The sequence below is a fragment of the Dyadobacter sp. BE31 genome (assembly GCF_031457695.1).
GTDB lineage: Bacteria > Bacteroidota > Bacteroidia > Cytophagales > Spirosomataceae > Dyadobacter.
In genome coordinates this window covers 1327353-1347341 of sequence record NZ_JAVDXA010000001.1, presented here as the reverse complement: position 1 = coordinate 1347341, position 19989 = coordinate 1327353, and the positions used below count along the sequence as shown (strand labels likewise).

The following is a 19989-nucleotide window of genomic DNA, read 5'->3' as shown; positions in this document are numbered from 1 at the left end:
TTATCATGAATTTTCCATCAGAACTCAAATACACAGAAGATCACGAATGGATTCGTATTGAAGGGGATACGGCAACTATCGGCATTACCGAACATGCCCAGAATGAATTAGGTGACATTGTGTATGTGGACATTAACACCGTAGGAGAAGCACTGGGTAAAGGGGATGTTTTTGGTTCGGTAGAAGCTGTGAAAACAGTATCCGACCTTTTTATCCCGGTTGCAGGTACAGTGCTTGAAGTAAATCCCGACCTCGATGGCGAGCCCGAACTTGTCAATTCCGATCCTTACGGCAGCGGATGGATGGTAAAAATCAGTTTGGCCAATCCCGGCGATGAAGACGGGCTGCTTTCCGCAGAGCAGTATAAAGAATTCATAGGTGCCTGATATTAGGTTGAAGCTCCATCCGGAGCTTTTTTTTTGAAACCGGTTCGATGTTGCATTCCGGTGTTTAGTTTGAAATAAATATGAAATTGTTAGTTAGCTCGGTTCGGGTAATTGATAAAACATCACCCTTCAATGGTCAGATAAAAGATATCCTGATCGAGGGAGGGAAGATTAAACAAATTGGTGACAACCTCGACGCAGGCAATGCGCAGGTAGTCGACGGCACCGGCCTTAGCGTATCCGCGGGCTGGGTCGATATGCGCGTACAAGGGCGCGACCCGGGCTTCGAGCATAAAGAAGATTTACATTCGGTGCGCCAGGCTGCGGCGCATGGCGGGTTTACGGAAATCGTATTGCTGCCAAACACCCAGCCGGTGGTCGATACGAAGGATACGCTCAATTACATTCGGCATAGCGGCTTCGGCGGGCTCGTTACATTGCATCCGGCGGCGGCGGTTACGAAGAAAGCCGACGGCGTGGATTTCACCGAAATGATGGATTTGCACCAGGCAGGTGCCGTTGCATTCACAGATGGCGAAAACCCGGTTCAGAATGCGGATTTGCTTTTGAAAACCATCCTGTACCTGCGTCCGCTGAATGCATTGCTCATCAACCGTCCCGAGGACCGCGAGCTCACGCTTTACGGGCAAATGCACGAAGGCGTCACAAGCACGCTCGTGGGCATGAAAGGAATGCCGGCATTGGCAGAAGAAATGATGCTCATCCGCGACCTGAAACTGCTCGAATACGCATTAGAAAAAAATACTTACGATACCACTGCACCGGTACTGCACGTTTCGCTGCTGTCGACCGTGCGGGGTGTGGAGCTGGTCCGCGAAGCGAAAGCGAAAGGCCTGCCCGTTTCGGCAGATATCGCAGCGCACCAGCTGGCATTTGAAGACAAGGACCTGATCGGCTTCGATACCAACCTGAAAATAAACCCGCCGTTCCGCTCGTCGGAAGATAATGCGGCGCTACGGCAGGGTTTGGCGGATGGTACCATCGATGCCATCGTGTCAGACCATAATCCGCACGACGAGGAAAGTAAAAACCTCGAATTCGACCACGCCGATTTCGGTATTACCGCTCTGGAAACTGCATTTGCATTAGCCGTTATGCATAGCGGCCTCGTGGTGGACGATATCGTGGAGAAGCTGACTGTGCAACCACGCCGCATCCTGCGCCTGCCGGAAGTGAGCGTAGCAGAAGGCGCCCCGGCCAACCTCACATTCTTCGACCCGAACAGCGAATGGATATTCGGCAGAAGTTATTCGAAATCCAAGAATACACCGTTCCTGGGACAGACATTGAAAGGGCAGGTGAGAGGGGTGATCAATAATGGTAAACAGGAGTGGTTCCAATGAATTCGATTATAGCATATTTTAATAAACCTATTTTAAAACTGTCGCTGCTGTTCGGGCTGGCGCTGGGCATACTGGTCTTTGCGTTTTTCCTGGGATTGTATGCGATGGGCATTGTGCCGCTGGGGAATAACAAGGTGCTCGACATCGGTATTCATATTATCCTTATCGCGGGCGCATGCTGGTATTACCGCAAGAAAGTCGGGAACGGCTTTTTGCATTTATGGGAAGCATTAACCATCGGTTACGTTGTGAATACCGTTGGTGCATTGATCGCCGGTTGGCTGATCTATTTTTTTGTAACTTACATTGACCCTTCTGTTTTTACGGCATACGTTGCCCAAATGAAGGACCTGATGCTGCAAGGCAAAGCCGAGCTCGTCAAGAATATCGGGGAGGCCGAGTTTCTGAAGATGTATAACGGTGTGGGAGAAATGGCTACCTCGGAAATCATCACGGATGAAGTAGGGAAGAAAACAGTCATGGCCATCATCCCGATCCTGGTGATTTCATTGATTTTGAGAAAACAGGATTACAGCATCATGCAAAACAACAAATCTTAAACCTTCATGGAAGAAAAAACCTCTACCGCTCGCGTTGCCCTGAAATATGGGGTTCTGGCTGCCGTTGTAACGATGGTATATTCGACGATCTTGTATGTGGCCGGACTTGGGTCCAACAGATTGCTGGCGTCGGTGACGTACGCTTTCATGATCATCGCGATCATTTTGGCGATGAAGGATTTTCGCGAGAAGAATGGAGGGTTTATCAGCTATGGTGAAGGATTGGGGCTCGGTTCCCTTACATCGGCGGTACTGGGTTTGCTGAGCTCGGCATTTACGATTTTCTATATCCAGTTTATCGACTCAAATATGCTCACGCAGAGCCTCGACCAGATGCGCGAAGAGCTGGAAGGAAAGGGAATGGACGACGCGCAGATTGAACAGGCGCTGGAAATGTCGCAGAAGTTTATGTCGCCCGGTATCATGTTCGTGACGGTCGTTTTCGGATACCTGATCATGGGCTTCATTTTCTCGCTGATCATCGCCGCCGTTATGCGGAAGGAAAAGCCCGTCTTCGAGTAACGGATTCCTGAAAAGACTTTATTAAAATCCCCGAATAGTGTTAGCAATCTTCCGAAAAGAGGTAGCCAGTTTTTTCAACTCACTGATCGCCTATATCGTGATGGCGGTCTTTCTGACGGCTATCGGCCTGATCGTATGGGTTTTCCCGGATTCCAATATCCTGGATTATGGGTATGCAGACCTTGGCTCGTTTTTCGGCCTGGCGCCTTATGTGCTGATTTTTCTCATTCCGGCCATTACGATGCGGTCGCTGGCCGAGGAATCGCGCAATGGCACGCTGGAATTGCTCCTTACCAAGCCTATCCGAAATATCGATCTGGTGCTCGGAAAATTCCTCGCTAACTGGGTGCTCGTGGTGCTCACCTTACTGCCGACGCTCATTTATTATTACAGTGTTTATAAACTGGGGAATCCTGTCGGCGACGTCGATTCCGCAGCTGTGGCCGGATCTTACCTTGGCCTGCTGCTGCTCAGCGGTGTGCTGGTGGCGATGGGAATCTGGGCATCCTCCCTGAATGATAATCAGATCGTCGCATTCATTCTCGGCGTGTTCCTCGCATTCATCTGGTATGTGGGTTTTGGGGCCGTTTCGGGCATGTTTGGCGATGGTTTCGGGGCTAATTTGCTTTCCGGTATAGCCCTGGACGTTCAGTACCAGGCATTGGGGAAAGGGCTCATCGATTCCCGTAATGTGATCTATCTGCTCAGCCTGATCATCTTCTTTATCTTCCTCACACTCTGGCGCGTGGAGAACCTGCGCAAGTAAGGCACGTATTTTGTATAAGTACTCAGGGGGTCGATCCATCGAGGTGCGCTGTTCGTATATGACTAAAAGCACACTACGATGGTGAACTCAGACAGACAACCCCGAATGCAGGCAACTGCCCCCTCTCTGGTAGTTTCCCTTCTGTACGGCGATGAGGCAATAATTTGGTATGGCCCATCCAGGCGTGTAGGAAAATTTACTAGATTGCCAGTAACTAATTTACAATTAAATGTTAAGCGACTCTTGGCGACCAGCAAGGTAAAATACTCGGAAGAGGAATTGGTGTCAGCTCTGAAACGAAACGAGCGAAGCGCCTTCGAATTCCTGTACGACCATTACTCAGGAGCTTTGTTTAATATCATTTCAAAAACGTTGAAGGACGAGGAGAAAGCCGCAGATGTATTGCAGGAATGCTTTCTGAAGATTTGGAAGAATATCGCTTCCTATGACCCCGAGAAAGGACGATTGTTTACATGGATTATGAATATCGCACGGAATGGCGCGATAGACGCGGTCAGGGCGGAGGGACGGAAGCCGGCAATGGATGATATTGAAAACACGGTGGTCCTGAATGAGAAGGATACGTACGAAGATTCACAGACGATCAGTTCGGACATGAAAGCGATCATCGACATGCTCCGGCCCGAGCGGAAAATACTCATCGATATGGCCTATTTCCAGGGTTATACACATGAGGAAATCTCCGAAGAACTGAGCATACCGTTGGGCACCGTGAAATCGCGGATCCGGACCGCATTACAAGAGTTAAAACATTACTTTGCAGTATGAATATCCAAGCCTATATAGAGTCCGGTATATTGGAGGAATATGTATTGGGCACTGTTACTCCCCAGGAGAAACAGGAGGTGGAGTGTATGTCGCATATTTACCCTGAAATCAAGGCGGAGCTGTTGCGTACCGAAAGTGCATTGGAAGAATATGCACTGAAACACCAGGCAACACCCCCACCATCCTTGAAGGAGTCGATTTTTGCACAAATGAATTTCGATGCCCCCGCCGAAGCACCGGAAGCGGAGGATGCGACAGAACAGCAGACTGTAAGCCAACCTGACGACGCAGCACCTGCGGAGCCCGTACGCACGGAAGCACGCGTGATCGACAATGCATTCGACCGCGTGGAAACGCAGGTAGTGACGCCCGCGTGGGCCAAACTCGCCGTGGCCGCGGCAGTATTGCTGGCAATTTTTGCGGGATGGTCGGCCATGCAAATGACCGATATGAAAAACGCCAGCAACGAGGCGGTAGCGAAAGTGGAAAGTATGCAGGCCGATATGGCAGCGATGAAAGCGCAGACCGAATACAACGAGGCCGTAGCCGCGCTGTTTCGCAGCCCTTCCTACAAGCACATACATTTGGCAGGATTGCCCAAATCGCCCGGAAGTGCTGTTTCCGCATTCTGGAACACGCAAACGAATGAAGTAATGATCGATGTCCAGAGCCTGCCCGCAGCGCCCCAGGGCAAGCAATACCAGCTTTGGAGCATTGTGGACGGCAAGCCGCTCGATATCGGGATGATCGACAATGCATTTACAGGCAAGGTACTGAAAATGAAGAACACCAAACCCGGTTCCGCCGCATTCGCCATTACCCTAGAAAAGGAAGGCGGCAATCCGACCCCGACCATGGAGGAAATGTATGTGATGGGGAAAGTGGTGTAGCAACTGATTTTTAGATTGATATGCGCTCATTGTGAGGCTCCGGCCTGACAATGAGCGTTCTTTTTATTACTTACCTAAATACCTTAAACCTTATGAAACGCCGTAATTTTTTGGGAAGTGTCACATTAGGCAGCAGCTTGCTCGCAGGAACTTCCGAAAAACGCGAAACCGGGAATGCGCCTTCCGGCAAAGAAACGAATGCCAAAACCGCATTGAATGCCGATCTCGTGATCGCAGGCGGGGGCCTGGGCGGATGCGCGGCCGCATTGGCCGCATTGCGCAATGGCCTATCCGTAATCCTCACCGAAGAAACCGACTGGATCGGCGGTCAGCTCTCGCAGCAGGGCGTACCGCCCGACGAGCACCCGTGGATCGAAACGCACGGCGCCACGAAGGCTTACCGCGATTTCCGCACCGCCGTGCGCGAATATTACCAGAAAAATTACCCGCTCACCGCCGAGGCCCGCACCCGCAAAAACCTCAATCCCGGCGACGGCTCCGTATCCAAGCTCTGCCACGAGCCGCGTGTAGCCGTAGCCGTGCTTACCGACATGCTGAACCCGTACCTCAGCACCGGCAAGCTCACATTGCTTTTGGAACACAAAATCGTGGCGGCCGACGTGAAAGGCAACATAGTACAAGCCCTCACCGCGCAGAACCGCCGTAACAAAACGCAGATAACCCTCACCGCGCCCTATTTTGCGGACGCTACCGAGCTCGGCGACCTGCTGCCCATGACCGGCACCGAGTTTGTCACCGGCGCCGAATCCAAAGCCGAAACCGGCGAATTCCACGCCCCCGCAAAAGCCGACCCGAACAATGTGCAGGCATTCACCGTCTGCTACGCGATCGACTACCGCCCGGGCGAAAACCACGTGATCGAAAAGCCGCAGGAATACGATTTTTGGAAAAATTATGTGCCCAAAATGACCAAACCCTGGTCGGGCAGGCTGCTGGACCTCTCGTACTCCAATCCCAAAACCCTCGAACCGAAACAGCTCGGCTTCCACCCCGAAGGCATCCCGACCGGCAATAATCTCAACCTCTGGCTCTACCGCCGCATTATCAACAAGGCCAACTTCGCCCCCGGCACCTACGCCGGCGACATCACCATCGTAAACTGGCCGCAAAACGACTACACCCTCGGCAACCTCATCGGCGCCAGCGAAAAGGACTTCGACAAGCATTTCGAACGCGGCAAGCAGCTCAGCCTCTCGCTTCTGTACTGGCTCCAAACCGAGGCCCCACGCCCAGACGGCGGCAAAGGCTGGCCCGGCATCCGCCTCCGCAAAGACGTCATGGGCACCGAAGACGGCCTCGCCAAATACCCCTACGTCCGCGAATCCCGCCGCATCAAAGCCCTTTTCACCATCAAAGAAGAACACGTAGGCGCCGAGCAACGGGCCGCCATCACCGGGCAATCCGCGGGCGCAAAGGCCGCTGCTTTTGAAGACAGCGTCGGAATTGGTTATTACCACATTGATTTGCATCCGAGTACCGGCGGAGATAATTACATTGATTTCGGGTCACTGCCGTTTCAGATTCCGTTAGGCGCGCTGCTGCCGGTGCGGATGGAGAATATTCTGCCTGCTAATAAGAATATTGGGACCACGCATATTACGAATGGGTGTTATCGGCTGCATCCGGTGGAGTGGAGTATTGGGGAAGTGGTGGGGTTGTTGGTGAAGTTTGCTTCTTCGAAGAATGTTCTTCCGCGGGGTGTTAGGGAGGATAAGGGGTTGTTGGCGGGGTTTCAGGGGTTTGTACGAGGAGAGGGGATTGAGTTGGAGTGGAAGGGGGGAGGTATTAATTGATTGATTTTTGGAAAATGCGTTTGTGTGAATTCTTACGGTGCGCTGCACCTTTGGGAAATCTTTTTTGGACACATTTTCTACAAATATTACGGTGCTCTGCACCTACCTCGGGAAAGGTGCAGAGCACCGCAAGATTTGTGGAAACGGGTTAGACAATCGACAGTGTGAGGTGCAGCGCACCGTAAGATGGGGTAAATCACAAATGATCTAGTGCACTTCTACTTTGCCATCTTTTTGTAATGATCTTCGTACCCGCAGATTTTGAACATTGTAGCAAATGCTTCGCGGAAGTGATCGTAGTCAAATTCTTTTATGTCGAAGATGTTTTGGCCGAGTGAATGCGACTCCCGATTAATATATCTATTAAAGGCTTGAAATTTTGCTTCTTGCATCTCCTTTTTCTGGAACACTACGTTTAGATCGCTTTTTTCCACAAAGTTGTAGAAATACTCAATAATATTTCTCATGCAGTTCGCTATCAAAGCTGGTGGCTGATCCTTATCATTCACAATATGCCAATATGATTGATAATCATTTTGAATTTCCTCATATTTCATTATTAGGATTTCGCTCCCGTTTTCATTTTTTCTTAACCTGAAAAGTTTTTGGTTTACGTCACGTCTCTCCTTTTTTGTATCGGTGAGTTCATAGAAGAAATATAAGCTGTGAGTTAGTATAAAAATCTGTTCATACTTGTTGCTTGACATAAATTCATTCATGATTAACCTACCGATATTGAAGACATAAATGTGTGACAAACTCGATATTGGATCATCTATGACAACAATTTTTTTTCGCGCAAGGGAAGTTGAATTTCGCCTTCCGCGGCAAAGTTCCAGAAAATATAGGAAGCTAATAATCATCTTTTCCCCTTCACTCAATGAATGAAATATTTTACTGTCGCTTTCTTGTCGTTTTATCTTGTAGAGAACGTCCGAATGTTTGACAATGCTAAACCCATCAATGCCGAGGTCCAAGAGCGAATTATTAATGCTTGTAATCGCTTGGTCAATGTTGATTGTTTTCTTTTGCTGATTTGATATATTTGTTTTGTGAAAGATGATTTCCTTATTTATACTCTCAATCGTCTGCTCAGCTTCGATTAGCTTTTGGCCAAATGCATTCCTATCTAGGGATAGATTAGATAATGTTTGGTCATAATCCCATCGATTGATCTGCCAGAAGATACTCTTCAAGTTCGCTACTGCCTTTCCTTTGCTATCTATTTTATCATTATGCTCTTCTATTAATTGGTTAGTTGTGCTAACAATACTTGCAAGTTCATTAAGTATTGATTTAATGGGTGTGAGATTGATCGGTTGGCTAGGTGACTGTATTTTGTACTCAATTAGTCTTATGTTTTCAGTTGTTGTTTTTGTTAAATCGCTGAAATGCGATTCTATGTCTTTTCTGAAATTATCACATTTTGGGTTGTCGAATGGTGCCTTGTTTAAAACAGAGGTTGTTAGGCAGATGTATTCATTTAGAGCGGTTTTGAGACTGTTTACATCCATTTCATAGGCTTCGTCAAAGTAATTCCTGATATCAGATATTAAGGCTGTTGATATGGTTTCTTGTTGACAAAACGGGCATTGTTGATTTTCACTATCGACGCTATTTGAAAGATAGGTTAGGCCTGATAGTATCCAGTCTGAATTATTTAACTTAGAAATGAATTCGGAGACAGAACTGTTTTTATTACCGACGATCTGTTTTTTGAAAATTGGATTATTCTCCAAATTTTCTGGAACCTGTTTGATGGGATCGAGCTTCGGGTATTTTTGAGCTTGCTCGCCGATAAGGGAGTTTGCCTCTTCTTTAATGGCTTCAATAGTTAATGTCGGCCTGGTTTCGCTTTTTGGTATCGATTCTAAGTAGTTCAGCAGTCTGGTACCGTCACTTTTTAGCCCTTCCAAGCAGAACTCAAGCACTCTGTCTCCACCTGAGTATTTCGTTTTTATTTCCCATATTTTAGTTTTGGCATTGTTTATTTTTGTTTCTAGATCTGATCTCAACTCCGATATACGGGCTCCAATGGAGGCTTTTTGTTGCTGCAAAGATTGAAGCGTTTGTTCTGACTTAGCGATTTCTATCTCAGCTTCTTTGTTGGCTTGGGAGAGTGTGAAAATTCCATTGATGTTCTCGGTTTCAAAGAAATTATCTTGTATAAATGTTTGGTTATAAACTAAGACATCTACATCTTCAATTCCTTCGATTGAACAATCTTTGAAATCAGAATGATTAGATTTGTAAAACAGATTCGATATAGTACTTTTTCCGGTACCGTTCAGGCCATATATTAGATTTACCTTTTTGTCGGATTCAAGTATCGTTGGATTTTTAAAGCTGGCTACTTTGTGAACTTTAACCTTGCCTATCATATAGCTAAGAGTTTAAAGTGATTTCAGAATGGAGATTAGATATTCGACCGCTGTTTTCGCTTACAAATCGTTGAATATACTTATATTTTAACTGATAAGTCGCTGTTGGGTCCAGGTGGTAGTCCCAACAAGGTATCGAACCACACATTTTTTCTCAAATCATCCAAAAGTGCAACTGGATCAATTTGCTTTCCGATCAAAAGTTCTGACTCCGGTCTAGGGTTTTCAGATGCCCTTGCGCGATAAATGGTTAAAGGTTTCTTGGTCTGAATCGCTTGTAGTGCGAGGGCCCTCATATAGAACCTATTAAACTCACTTTCGGCAAGTGTTTGACTGGCGGTTTCCGGTATTTTGGAGTATATTACACCTTTCTTGGTTGTCCTAGTTTCGGTGTCTGCAAAGCACTTTTTTTCTTTTAATGCTGCCGCTAGGCTTTGTTCGTTTCCGTTCTCGATTGATTCCAACAATAAGTCTGCGTAGTGTCGGTGGCCCGCTTCGCAAAATCTTTTACTGTAATAGAGTTGCTTGTTTTGAATGTCTGATTTAATCTCAGACATCATTAGTACCCTTGTTTGGGCGGTCAGATTGTCAAATTTAAAATTCATGTATAGGGAGAGTTAAAGATTTAACTCAAAAAAGTCAATTTTTGAGCAATATCTCTTACTGCGCCTAATAAATTATTTAGCGGTAGTTGCTATGGTAAGATTGAATGGTTCAATACTGGCTGTTTTTGCAAGTTCACGAGCTCGCGAACAAGAGGGTTCATTTTGGCTCGTTCCTCTAACAAATCAACTTGCCGCCCGAACAAGTCTTGCAGCGCAAATTTGAAGTTAAAATAATTGTCAGCATATTCCTCTACCTCCATATCAAAGAAGTCGACGATCAAATCGATGTCACTTTCATCGGTGAAGTTTGCGGTCAGGACTGACCCAAATGCATATAGTGTCTTTACTTTGTAGGTGCTACAAAGTGACTCGATCTCGGCTCGATAATTTTCCAGCCATTTCATAAGATTTACTTACTCTCAATCAACCGCTCCAATCGCCCCATCATCTCATCCTTCTCCCTCAACATCCGCTCGTACAATGCAATCTTCTCCTCATGAAGCTGCATGAGTTTATCAATAGGATGGAAAGTGGGATTATTGTTCACTGCATTGAGCATTGCATTGTCATTGAATGTATTAGAAATCACATTCACCGCCTTTTCCTCATCAAAATTCCGAATCGCTTCCACAGGTATTTTCAGTATCGCTGCTACTTGTTCCAAAATGTCGGAATCGATCTTTTCGCGCTGTTCGAGCGTGGAGATTCTTTGCTGGTTCCAATCGCTGCCGAGCTCGAAGGCGAGCATGTCCTGTTTGATTCCGAGCATTTCGCGGAACCGTTTCACGTTGCGGCCTTCGTGGATCTTCGGGTTGGAGGTAGTATGTGTCATACGGGGGCTATTTCGTTGAAAAGGCAATTTATATAAATCCATCGGGAAGTGTTCCGGTAATTTACAGGTATTTCGGCGTAAGTTACGGGGCGCGCGGGTTGGGTACGGGTTGCAGGAATGCGTGCTTTACGGAAAACGTAAATGCACGGTTTGTCTCACACTTCTTACACCCACAACATGAACAAAGAAACAACACACCCTATCGAATGCACGGATGCGATGTTGCTGGCCTATGGCCGCGAGGTAGGAAAGCTTCTGAGCAGCAGCAGCCCCGAAAGCTGGCGCAACGAACTCTGGACGATGTTCACCGGCTACATCATCTCCCTCAAAGAACAAGGCCACGCGCCGGACCTTTGCGATACTTACTTTTCGTTTAGGGAGCTGATTGCGTTTTTTGAGAATGTGGAGCGGATTGGGAGAGGCGAGGGCGTGGAAACTGCTACCGAATGATGCGCAGTCCCCGTCCGATGGAGTCAATCAAAATGCTCTTCAACATTGGCAAGTACCTCGCAATCACAATATCCGCCGTGGTTTGCCAACCAGCTCATCACCTGTTCTGGATTTGAAATATTATGGTTGTGAAGGAAGGTGATGGTGATTGTCAATCGGTTGTCGCATTCATTGTTTTGTAATTCGTCGTCTAAGAAGTCGAATAGCTGACGAAAGTTTTCCCTGCTCATAGGAAGGCTATTTTCGAAGTCGGCAGCAGCTTTTTGGCGTAAATCGGCTTTTAATTGTTTACGGAGCTCCTTCTCACTTTTGTTCATAGATACATTGGTATTTTGAAATAATCACTTTTCATGAAAACACTCTATAAATAATTATTTTTCAAAATAAATAAGTGTTTTTCACAAATGAACCAGCCGATCCGCTATATCATCGCCATCCGCCCGCCCGCAGATATTATCTCCGAGGTGAAAGAAATGAAGCTGGCCTTGAAAAACGCTATTGACGGATTCTACAATAGCGTTAATTCGGAGGCACACATCACGCTCTTTGAGTTTTATGCCTTTGACGAGCATTACCCGGCATTGTTGGAAGAATGTGCAAGGGCGGCCAGAACTCTGGAACCATTCGAGTTGGAATTTCAGGGTTTTCACCACTTCGTAGAAAGCGGAGCGTTTTATGTGCATTTGACCGGACAATCGTCGTATTCGATTACCGAGCGGTGCATTCAATTCCGGCAGACATTCAGTCCCGAGATTCTAAGTATCCACACAGAAGGATGGACAGACATGTTCGACACGCCGCATATGACCATCGGCCGACGGCTGCAACCGCATTGGATCGATATAGCTTATTCGCTTTTTAAAGAATTCAACGCCAGATTCTGGTGCGACTCACTCGCCATTCGAAAATTCAACGATGATCGAAAGCAGTTCGATGTCATTGCTGAGCCCCCATGATGGGAACGAACTTTAAGCCTTAGCTACTAACCTTCTAATTGAGATATAGAGCCATGAAATCAGACCACTTCTTACACGGGCGCCGGGTAATCCTCATCGAATACGATACTGCCACAAACTGGTCTAACGGGCTTCCAAATGCAAACTGGCTTTGCGTTCTCGCGAGCGACGACCGTGAGCGACGGTATCTGGATGAGATAATCAGTAAAATCATTGCGAAAGATGTAGGTTGGGTCGCAACGATTGGAAACCAATGCGAAGTAGTACATGACCTCATTGACGACGAAATTGCCTTTCGCCTGGCAGACATTGAACCGCTGTATTTGCCAAAGCATGATATTATGACGACTTTTCACCATGATTTTGCCGATGGAATCTGGTTTTCAATAGTAGCTGCACATGACGATGATTTTGAAATTGAAACGGTCGTCATTTTGGATTTGACGAGAGGGGCGAGGAACGACGAGATTCAAGCAGCATTGCAGCAGATTATTAATGAGTAACCAAATTCCAAGCCTCAAGAACGCTTAACCAAATCAAATATAACCCAACATTAACAAGCACAGTCAGCACTATCTTCAATCGCCAGGCCCACAGCGGATGAGAAGAATAAGTGCATTCCCAAATCATCAGCGTGACAATCGCCGATGCCAACAATGGAAATGCCAGGCCCTGCTTATCCCGGACCTCGCCGTAGTAGAATGTAGAGCCGTAATACAGTTCATACCATTGGAAAAAGGATGCTGCAAGGCCTGAAAGAAAGAAAACGTACAGGAGAAAGCGCTCCCTGTATTGCGGCTTGATCCTCATCAGTACCAGGCTGCCCGCAAACACTACCCTCGATAACAGCGATGCAATGTTGATCCTGATAATCCCCGGATCGCGCCTGTAAGCACTGAATGGATCGTCTTCGAAGCGGGCTTCGGACAAATCGCTCAGATCAAAGACAATAATCAGGAGGATAGTGAGCCCTATCCAGCCCACGAGAATCAGTTCCGCTACCTGCAGTGGAATGGGTTTCATCAGATTGAAAATCAATAGTTCAAAAAAAGGACGAGCAGCAAAGCACCGCTCGTCCACGAAAATCTATTCCAAAATCTCTTGCCGTTATCTTAAGACGACGGCAAGAGGATTATTTCTTCTCTTTCGCCTGCTTCAACGCCGCGGTCGTCAGCCAATACTTAGCAATCATATTCGGCACCTCCCATTCCGGCAACTTCCCGGCTTTGAGATACCCCATATAAGCATTAGCCACCTGGGCAAAGTGCGATTCGTGGCCGGTGTCGTATTTGGCATCGATCACCACTTCCCAGCCCGCAGGGATCTTTTTTAACTCCACGCCGGGGAATTTGGCTTGTACGGATTTGAATGCGGCCGCAACAGCGTCTTCGTAAGCCTTGCTCTTATCCGTAGTTTCAATGTAAAGCACAGGCTTATATTTCTGCTCCTTGCCCTGGCGCACGATCAGGTTGGCTTTGGAGCCTTTCATGATCGAGTAATGCGTGTCGCCGGTGCCTTCGGGGGCCTGGAAGTTCCAGATCACGGATACTTTCGCGTGTACGCCTTTCAGGGTATAGTTCAGTTCGCCGTTGGAATACACGTTCAGCAAAGTGTCCTTAATGTCCTTTTTGAGGAATTCAGGATAGGTTTCGCTTTTGGTGACTAGTTTGAACTGCGACGGCGTGAGCTGGGTTGCGGTGCGCTTCGTCGAGAGGAGTTGAATGTCCTTTTGATAATCGAGGGACACATTTGGGAAGCAGCTCCATTGTACGAGGTCCACGAGGTGGGTCGTCACGTCTACCATGCCTTCGCCTTGTTGGTTTACATCAAAAAACCAGGTAGGGCGTACGAGCGGCTCACCGGAAATGTATTTGAAAAAGTGGTGAACGCTTTCTTTCGATACCGCAGGGTTTTCGGGCGTGCCTTTTTGCAGTTCGCCGAAGATCTCGGGCAGCAATGCGAGCTCGCGTTGCAGGGTGTTGGTGATCTCGTAACGCTCGGTCATGATGTCGTACAGGAGCACCTTGTTCTTGTCGGCGCTGGCAAATGCTTCTTTCAGCTTGTCGAAGCCCGCCGCGTCGATCGCCATCGGTTTGTCGGCGAGGACGTTCAGGCCTGCATCGACGGATTTTTTGATGTAATCGGTCTTTTTCTGGTTGTTTCCGGCCAATACCACCACATTACCCTTCTTTTCGGAAAGCATTTTTTCGAGGAAATCGGGGCCGGTGTAAACCTCCTCTTTCCAATGCGTCGGATTTTCGGGGCGGGTGTTGTATTTTTCCACCTTGTCGAGGTAAGCCTTCACATCCGGGCCTTCGGATGCGTACACGTGCACGACCGAATCCACATCGTCATACATTGATTTCTGAACCAGCGCCGCATGGAAGTGGCCGGGCTCTACCACGATCAGGCTCAGCGGCTTCTTCTCCTCATTCTTGGCCTCCTCTTTCTTCGAATTACATCCCTGATTGAATACCATTGCGCTCAATAAAGCGATTGTCAAGAGTTCTTTTCTCATTTGAATGGGTTGAGGTAATACATTGCAAGATAGCTCCGGTGCGGAACTATGCCTGCGAGTATGACGAAATTTCTTTGAGCTTCCCTGAACTCGCCTGGTCGATGAACAAGATCGCGTGGGGGTGCTTGCGGAGGATGGTCGACGGGTAGGCTTCCTGTATGTCCTCGGCCACGGTGTGGTATATGGCCTGCGCCTTTTTCTCCCCAGGGACGATGCAGAAGGCATATTTGGCCTTCATCAGGGTCGGAATGGTAAGGGTCAACGCGGTTTGCGGCACTTCGTCGAAGGTGTCGAAGCATTCGTCGTTCACCTGCTGCTGGCGGCAGGCGTCGTCGAGCTCAACCACTTTTACTTCCAATGGATCATCGAAAAACGCCACATGCGGGTCGTTGAATGCCAAATGCCCATTCTCGCCGATACCGAGGCACACAATGTCGATCGGGTTGTCGCGCAGCAACTTTGCATAGCGTTCGCATTCGGCAGTGGCGTCGGTAGCGTTACCGTCGAGATAAGCCACTGAACGCACCGGCACGTGGTCGAACAGGCGTACTTTCAGAAAATACCCGAAGTTCTGCGGCGCGTCGGCGGCGATGCCAATGTACTCGTCCATATGAAACGCATTGATTTTCTCCCATTGAATGCCCGGCTCGTCCTTCAAAGTCGCCAGAAACTCGTTCTGCGAAGGCGCCGAGGCGAATATGATATTTACAAACTCTTTGGTATCCTGAATCTCCCGGATCTTGTCCGCCACGGCTTTCGCCGCAGCTTCACCCATTTGCTGGCGGGTTTCGGAGATGTTGATTTCCAGTTGGTCGACTTTCATTTTTTTGTGGTAGGTTAAGATTGGGGTATCGCGTTTAGGTATATGGTTTTTCCTTTGATAATCGTCCTTTGAATGCGGATGTCGGCGTCGAAAATCACAATATCGGCGTCTTTGCCCGCTACTAATGTGCCCTTGCGGTCGTGTACGCCCATAATGCGTGCGGGCGTGGCGCTCGCCATGCGCACGGCGTCGAGCAGCGACACGTCGGCCATATTCACCATCGTGCGCACGAGGCGGTCGGCCGTGGAGACGCTCCCGGCAAAGGAGGTACGGTCGGGCAGCTTCGCCACGCCATCCTCGACGATCACTTTCAACCCGTTTTTCAGCGAGCCAAGCGTACTTTCGCCCTCCGGCATGCCCGCCGCGCGCATGGCGTCGGTGATCAATGCAATGCGGTCGGGACCTTTGATTTTATAAATGAGTTTCAACAGCGGTGCAGGCAAATGCACCCCATCGGCGATGATTTCCACATCCATATCGAGCAAAAAGGCGCTTTCGATCGTGCCCGCGTACCGGAACGCATTCCTGCGCGTCACGCCCGACATGGCCGAGTACAGGTGCGTCGCGAGCGTGTAGCCGTTTTCATAGGCTTCCAACACCTCCTCGTAAATCGCATCGGTATGTGCAACCGCCGCCAGAATGCCTTTTTGTTTTAATCTTTTTCCAAAATCAATAGCCCCGGGCAGCTCCGGTGCGGCGCTCCATCGGGTTATGGAATTAGAATAGGCCAACACTTCTTCATACTCGGCAGGATCGGGATTGCGGATATACCGCGGGTCCTGTGCGCCCCGCTGACTCAATGCGAAATAGGGGCCTTCCAAATGCATTCCGAGAAATTGGGCACCATTCGCATTAGCTGCATTCGCCTTTTCATAGCAATCCAGCGTTTCGAGCAAATCCGCTTTTTCGGCCGTCAAGGTAGTCGGGACCATGGCCGTGGTGCCATATTGTGCATGTGTTTCGGCAATTTTCAGAAACGCCTCGGCGCTGCCATCCATGAAATCATGCCCGCCCCCGCCGTGAATATGCAGGTCGATGAAGCCGGGCGCAACGTAATGTCCTTCGGCGTCGACCACCTCCGCACCCGGGAAATCCACATCCCGCGTTTCAATCCCCACAATCACCCCATTATCAATCAAAAGCGTCCCGCTACGAATGTAGCGGTAGGGGGTGATGATGGTTCCGTTTATAATCTTTAATCGCATTTGTTTATTACAATTGTCGTGATTCGGTGCATCCACAAATCTTACGGTCTACAAATCTTGCGGTGCTCTGCACCTTACCGATAAAGGTGCAGAGCACCGCAAGATTTGTAGAATGCCGTAATAGTTAATTAATGCATGGCGCATTTTTCAAAAGCCCCATTTGCGCAATTTGTGCCCTTTTACGGCATAAAAAACCAAATACAAATAGCAAGGGAACAACACCCAATACGCCTCCCGCACATTCACGGTGTCGGCAAAATGTCCGTAGAAAAGCGGCATAATCGCATTTCCGCAAAGGCCCATGATCATCACCGATGCGCCGAGTTTGGTAAACCTGCCCAGGTCATCGAGCGCGAGCGGCCATATCCCTGCCCATACGAGCGAGTTGGCGAGGCCAAGCAATACGACGAACCAGATGGAAATGTCGGTATCGTGCCCCAGGAAGGTTACCTGGCCGTGCGTGAAGATGATGAGTAAGGTAAAAATGGTCCCTAAAATCGTGCAGATCCGCAGCGCGTTCACCTGGCTGATGAATTTTGGAATAACGGTAATCCCAATCAGATATCCGCAAATGGTGCAGAATAGCGTGTAAGAGGGGAAAACTTTCGCTTCCAGTAGGTCAATACCCATGGAATTGGCATAACCAATAATGGTATCGATCGCGATCACCTGCGTGCCTACGTGCAGGAAGATTGCCAGTGCACCCAGGATCAGGTGCGGGAAGTCGAAAATGCTCTTTTTACCTGCATTGGCCGATGCGATTTCCTGGCTTTCGTGCTCGGTATCAATTTCGGGCAATGGGGATTTGAATACCAGATAACCCAATACGAAAAGGAACGTTCCCAGGCCAATGTAGGGATTAATTACCCTTCTGATGAGCTCGTCCAGTGCCGCACTCCGTTCGGCATCGCTCATGGTGCCGAGTTGGGCGAAAAGATCGGTGTCGGTGGGTTTCAATATCACAGCCGCGAACACGATCGGCGAGAGAATCCCGGCGGCTTTGTTGCAAATGCCCATCATACTGATCCGCTGCGCCGCACGTTCTTTGGCACCAAGGATGGTAATGTAGGGATTGGCAGCCGTTTGCAGAATGGCAAGGCCGATGCCGATTGTGAAAAGGCCCATCAGGAATATCTCGTAAGTGCGCGACATTGCCGCGGGCACGAAAATGAATGCGCCCAACGCCATTGCCCAGAAACCAAGCATCATACCCTTTTTGAAACCAACAGCCTTCAACAAATACGACGAAGGCACCGACATCACGAAGTAGGCAATATAAAATGCGAATGCGACGAGGTAAGCCTGAAAGCTCGTCAGTTCGCAGGCGATTTTGAAATAGGGGATCAATATCGAATTGACCCACGACACAAAACCGAAAATAAAGAACATCAGGCCGATCAGGAAAATCGAGATCGTCGTTTCCCGCTTCGTCAGATTTTCTACTTTAATGGCAATGGCTTCGCTTTTCATTAAAATTGTTTTTCAAATGAAAATTTATTTGCAACTGAAATCTCAATTATTGAATTGGCTCCAATTGAATCCTTTTCCTATCTCTTTTCCGTCAGATAAATCTGACGGCAATTGATTTTAAGCTGAATCTGAAAACCTCAGGCCTCTAATTCAAAATCTATTACCGTCGACTTTAGCCGATGGAAGGCCGGGAATTTGAAACTGGCCGTTTCCAGCAAGCGGACTCTATTTCCGTCGACTTCAGTCGACGGGAGGCGGCTTGCTCCTTCTAAACCGTCGGTTCCCAGCCTTTTTGATACTCCCGTTTCCAGAATTTCTCGGCCGCTTTGTTGCCTTTGATATGGCCGTTGCTTGGGTCGATATTCAGCGTCTCGCCGGAGCGGATCGCGATATTACCCAGCTGCGCCAGCAATGTGCTTTGGTGCCCGCCTACAATCTCGGCCGCCAGGGGAATACCTTTTTTGATACCGTCAAAGAAATTCTGAATATGAAATGCATCCAGGCTTTGCGACGGATTCATTTTATTACGCGGATCGATCACAAGGTCATTTTTTACCTCCTTTACCAGCTTGTTGTCCAGGTCGTAAATCTTGTAATTATTGCCCTCGCCGATTTGCAATGAGCCTTTTTCACCATAAAACACCACGCCTACAGAGCTGCCTTCGATCGTGCGGCCATTGCAGCTGCGGCCTTCCCAGGTCATGCCGGTATTGTTCGCGAATTCGAGGTTGATCACCTGCGTATCCGGCGTTTCCCAGTCGTCCTTGTAACGGAAGCGGCCGCCTGAGGAGGTCACGCGCGTCGGGAAATCCACTTGCAGGCCCCAGCGCATGAGGTCGAGCATGTGGGTGCCGTTGTTGAGCGCCTCGCCGGTGCCCCAGTTCCAGAACCAGTGCCAGTTGTAATGCACGACGTTGTCCTTGAACGCGCGGCGCGGTGCAGGACCTTGCCAGAGTTCGTAGTCGAGCCAGGATGGAACGGCGGTTTCTTTGCCTATGCCAATAGAAGCGCGGTTGTTGGTATACCAGCCTTTGGCAAAATAGGCCCGGCCGATTACGCCGTCGTGCACCTCTTTAATACCCGCCGCTACATTCGGCCAGGAGCGGCGCTGGTTACCCATCTGGATCACATTCTTGTACTTTTTCGCTACTGCCACAAGCAGTTCACCCTCGTGCGGGTTATGGCTGCAAGGTTTTTCGAGATACACATGCTTGCCTGCTTTCGAAGCCAGAATGGCCGCCGGCGCATGCCAATGATCCGGTGCAGCTACTACCAATGCATCCATATCCTTGTTTTCGAGCGCCTTGCGGAAGTCGGGAATATTGGCGGGCTTTGACTTTTGCGTATCATTTACAACGCCAATGCATTTCTCCGCAGCGCGGGTATCGACATCGGAAATGGATACCACTTCACAGTTCGGCTGCAATGCGTAGTTGGTCGCCAAAGCAAGCCCGCGGCTATTGACGCCCATCATGCCTACGCGCACCTTCTCGTTCGCGCCGATGATTTTGGCATAGCTTTTCGGACTGAAACCGGGCAATACGCCGCCGAATGTGAGCAATGCGCTTCCAGCCAGTGATTTTTTAAGAAAGCTCCTGCGGTCGTCGTTGCTACTAGGGTTGTTATTTGAGTTTAAATTTTCCATTGAGAAAAAGGTT

The 19989-nt window shown here is 48.7% G+C and carries 22 protein-coding genes; 11 read left to right on the top strand and 11 right to left on the bottom strand.

The genetic code is table 11. The features are described from left to right. The first annotated feature begins 5 nt into the window (after window positions 1–5). The 8 genes from gcvH to J2Y43_RS05550 all read left to right on the top strand — a co-directional run bounded on the left by gcvH (window position 6) and on the right by J2Y43_RS05550 (window position 7091). Window positions 6–386: a glycine cleavage system protein GcvH gene (gcvH, locus tag J2Y43_RS05585; RefSeq protein WP_106594383.1), complete on the top strand. Its 381-nt coding sequence runs from the start codon at window positions 6–8 to the stop codon at window positions 384–386. 80 nt (window positions 387–466) lie between these two features. Then, window positions 467–1750, top strand: a complete 1284-nt coding sequence (locus J2Y43_RS05580; protein WP_309980868.1) for a dihydroorotase — start codon at window positions 467–469, stop codon at window positions 1748–1750. Then, window positions 1747–2310: a DUF4199 domain-containing protein gene (locus J2Y43_RS05575; protein WP_223402153.1), complete on the top strand. Its 564-nt coding sequence runs from the start codon at window positions 1747–1749 to the stop codon at window positions 2308–2310. The genes J2Y43_RS05580 and J2Y43_RS05575 overlap by 4 nt, the downstream gene beginning before the upstream one ends. Window positions 2311–2316: 6 nt before the next feature. Further along, window positions 2317–2832, top strand: coding sequence for a DUF4199 domain-containing protein (locus J2Y43_RS05570; RefSeq protein ID WP_309980869.1), 516 nt, complete (start codon window positions 2317–2319; stop codon window positions 2830–2832). A 37-nt stretch (window positions 2833–2869) separates the two neighbouring features. Continuing rightward, a complete protein-coding gene (gene gldF, locus J2Y43_RS05565) occupies window positions 2870–3598 on the top strand; it encodes a gliding motility-associated ABC transporter permease subunit GldF (protein ID WP_309980870.1) in 729 nt (242 codons plus the stop codon). 243 nt (window positions 3599–3841) lie between these two features. Then, entirely contained in the window at window positions 3842–4387 is a 546-nt protein-coding gene (locus J2Y43_RS05560; RefSeq protein WP_223402159.1) for an RNA polymerase sigma factor, read from the top strand. Continuing rightward, window positions 4384–5277, top strand: coding sequence for an anti-sigma factor (locus J2Y43_RS05555; RefSeq protein ID WP_309980871.1), 894 nt, complete (start codon window positions 4384–4386; stop codon window positions 5275–5277). Before J2Y43_RS05560 ends, J2Y43_RS05555 begins: the two co-directional genes overlap by 4 nt. A 92-nt stretch (window positions 5278–5369) precedes the next feature. Beyond that, complete coding sequence (locus J2Y43_RS05550) at window positions 5370–7091, top strand: FAD-dependent oxidoreductase (protein WP_309980872.1); 1722 nt, start codon at window positions 5370–5372, stop codon at window positions 7089–7091. A 218-nt stretch (window positions 7092–7309) separates the two neighbouring features. Here J2Y43_RS05550 and J2Y43_RS05545 read toward each other — a convergent pair whose 3' ends face one another. The 4 genes from J2Y43_RS05545 to J2Y43_RS05530 form a co-directional block, all read right to left on the bottom strand. Next, window positions 7310–9472, bottom strand: coding sequence for an AAA family ATPase (locus J2Y43_RS05545; RefSeq protein WP_309980873.1), 2163 nt, complete (start codon window positions 9470–9472; stop codon window positions 7310–7312). A gap of 80 nt (window positions 9473–9552) precedes the next feature. Then, window positions 9553–10077, bottom strand: coding sequence for a hypothetical protein (locus J2Y43_RS05540; RefSeq protein ID WP_309980874.1), 525 nt, complete (start codon window positions 10075–10077; stop codon window positions 9553–9555). An 89-nt stretch (window positions 10078–10166) separates the two neighbouring features. After that, the gene (locus tag J2Y43_RS05535; protein ID WP_309980875.1) at window positions 10167–10481 is read right to left on the bottom strand and encodes a nucleotidyltransferase domain-containing protein; all 315 of its coding nucleotides are present in this window, start codon (window positions 10479–10481) and stop codon (window positions 10167–10169) included. Between the two features lie 5 nt (window positions 10482–10486). Continuing rightward, window positions 10487–10909 (bottom strand): helix-turn-helix transcriptional regulator, encoded by a 423-nt coding sequence (locus tag J2Y43_RS05530; RefSeq protein WP_309980876.1) that lies wholly within the window; start codon window positions 10907–10909, stop codon window positions 10487–10489. Between the two features lie 177 nt (window positions 10910–11086). Here J2Y43_RS05530 and J2Y43_RS05525 point away from each other — a divergent pair, with 177 nt between their 5' ends. Then, entirely contained in the window at window positions 11087–11359 is a 273-nt protein-coding gene (locus tag J2Y43_RS05525; protein ID WP_309980877.1) for a hypothetical protein, read from the top strand. A 23-nt stretch (window positions 11360–11382) separates the two neighbouring features. Here J2Y43_RS05525 and J2Y43_RS05520 read toward each other — a convergent pair whose 3' ends face one another. Continuing rightward, window positions 11383–11676: a DUF2695 domain-containing protein gene (locus J2Y43_RS05520; protein WP_309980878.1), complete on the bottom strand. Its 294-nt coding sequence runs from the start codon at window positions 11674–11676 to the stop codon at window positions 11383–11385. Window positions 11677–11763: 87 nt separating this feature from the next. Between J2Y43_RS05520 and J2Y43_RS05515 the strand changes: the two genes are divergently transcribed. After that, window positions 11764–12315: a 2'-5' RNA ligase family protein gene (locus J2Y43_RS05515; protein WP_309980879.1), complete on the top strand. Its 552-nt coding sequence runs from the start codon at window positions 11764–11766 to the stop codon at window positions 12313–12315. A 53-nt stretch (window positions 12316–12368) separates the two neighbouring features. Continuing rightward, a complete protein-coding gene (locus J2Y43_RS05510) occupies window positions 12369–12818 on the top strand; it encodes a hypothetical protein (RefSeq protein WP_309980880.1) in 450 nt (149 codons plus the stop codon). Here the strand turns inward: J2Y43_RS05510 and J2Y43_RS05505 are convergent. The 6 genes from J2Y43_RS05505 to J2Y43_RS05480 form a co-directional block, all read right to left on the bottom strand. Next, on the bottom strand, window positions 12808–13338 hold the full coding sequence (locus J2Y43_RS05505) for a hypothetical protein (RefSeq protein ID WP_309980881.1): 531 nt from the start codon (window positions 13336–13338) through the stop codon (window positions 12808–12810). The two genes, J2Y43_RS05510 and J2Y43_RS05505, sit on opposite strands and share 11 nt — an antisense overlap. A gap of 109 nt (window positions 13339–13447) precedes the next feature. Continuing rightward, a complete protein-coding gene (locus tag J2Y43_RS05500) occupies window positions 13448–14833 on the bottom strand; it encodes a putative oxidoreductase C-terminal domain-containing protein (protein ID WP_309980882.1) in 1386 nt (461 codons plus the stop codon). A 46-nt stretch (window positions 14834–14879) separates the two neighbouring features. After that, the gene (locus J2Y43_RS05495; RefSeq protein ID WP_309980883.1) at window positions 14880–15656 is read right to left on the bottom strand and encodes a glucosamine-6-phosphate deaminase; all 777 of its coding nucleotides are present in this window, start codon (window positions 15654–15656) and stop codon (window positions 14880–14882) included. A 14-nt stretch (window positions 15657–15670) separates the two neighbouring features. Further along, the gene (nagA, locus tag J2Y43_RS05490) at window positions 15671–16861 is read right to left on the bottom strand and encodes an N-acetylglucosamine-6-phosphate deacetylase (protein WP_309980884.1); all 1191 of its coding nucleotides are present in this window, start codon (window positions 16859–16861) and stop codon (window positions 15671–15673) included. 147 nt (window positions 16862–17008) lie between these two features. Continuing rightward, window positions 17009–18331 carry a sugar MFS transporter gene (locus J2Y43_RS05485; RefSeq protein ID WP_309980885.1) on the bottom strand — a complete coding sequence of 441 codons (1323 nt, stop codon included), beginning with the start codon at window positions 18329–18331 and terminating at the stop codon, window positions 17009–17011. A gap of 268 nt (window positions 18332–18599) precedes the next feature. Then, window positions 18600–19976 carry a Gfo/Idh/MocA family oxidoreductase gene (locus tag J2Y43_RS05480; RefSeq protein WP_309980886.1) on the bottom strand — a complete coding sequence of 459 codons (1377 nt, stop codon included), beginning with the start codon at window positions 19974–19976 and terminating at the stop codon, window positions 18600–18602. Window positions 19977–19989 lie beyond the last annotated feature (13 nt).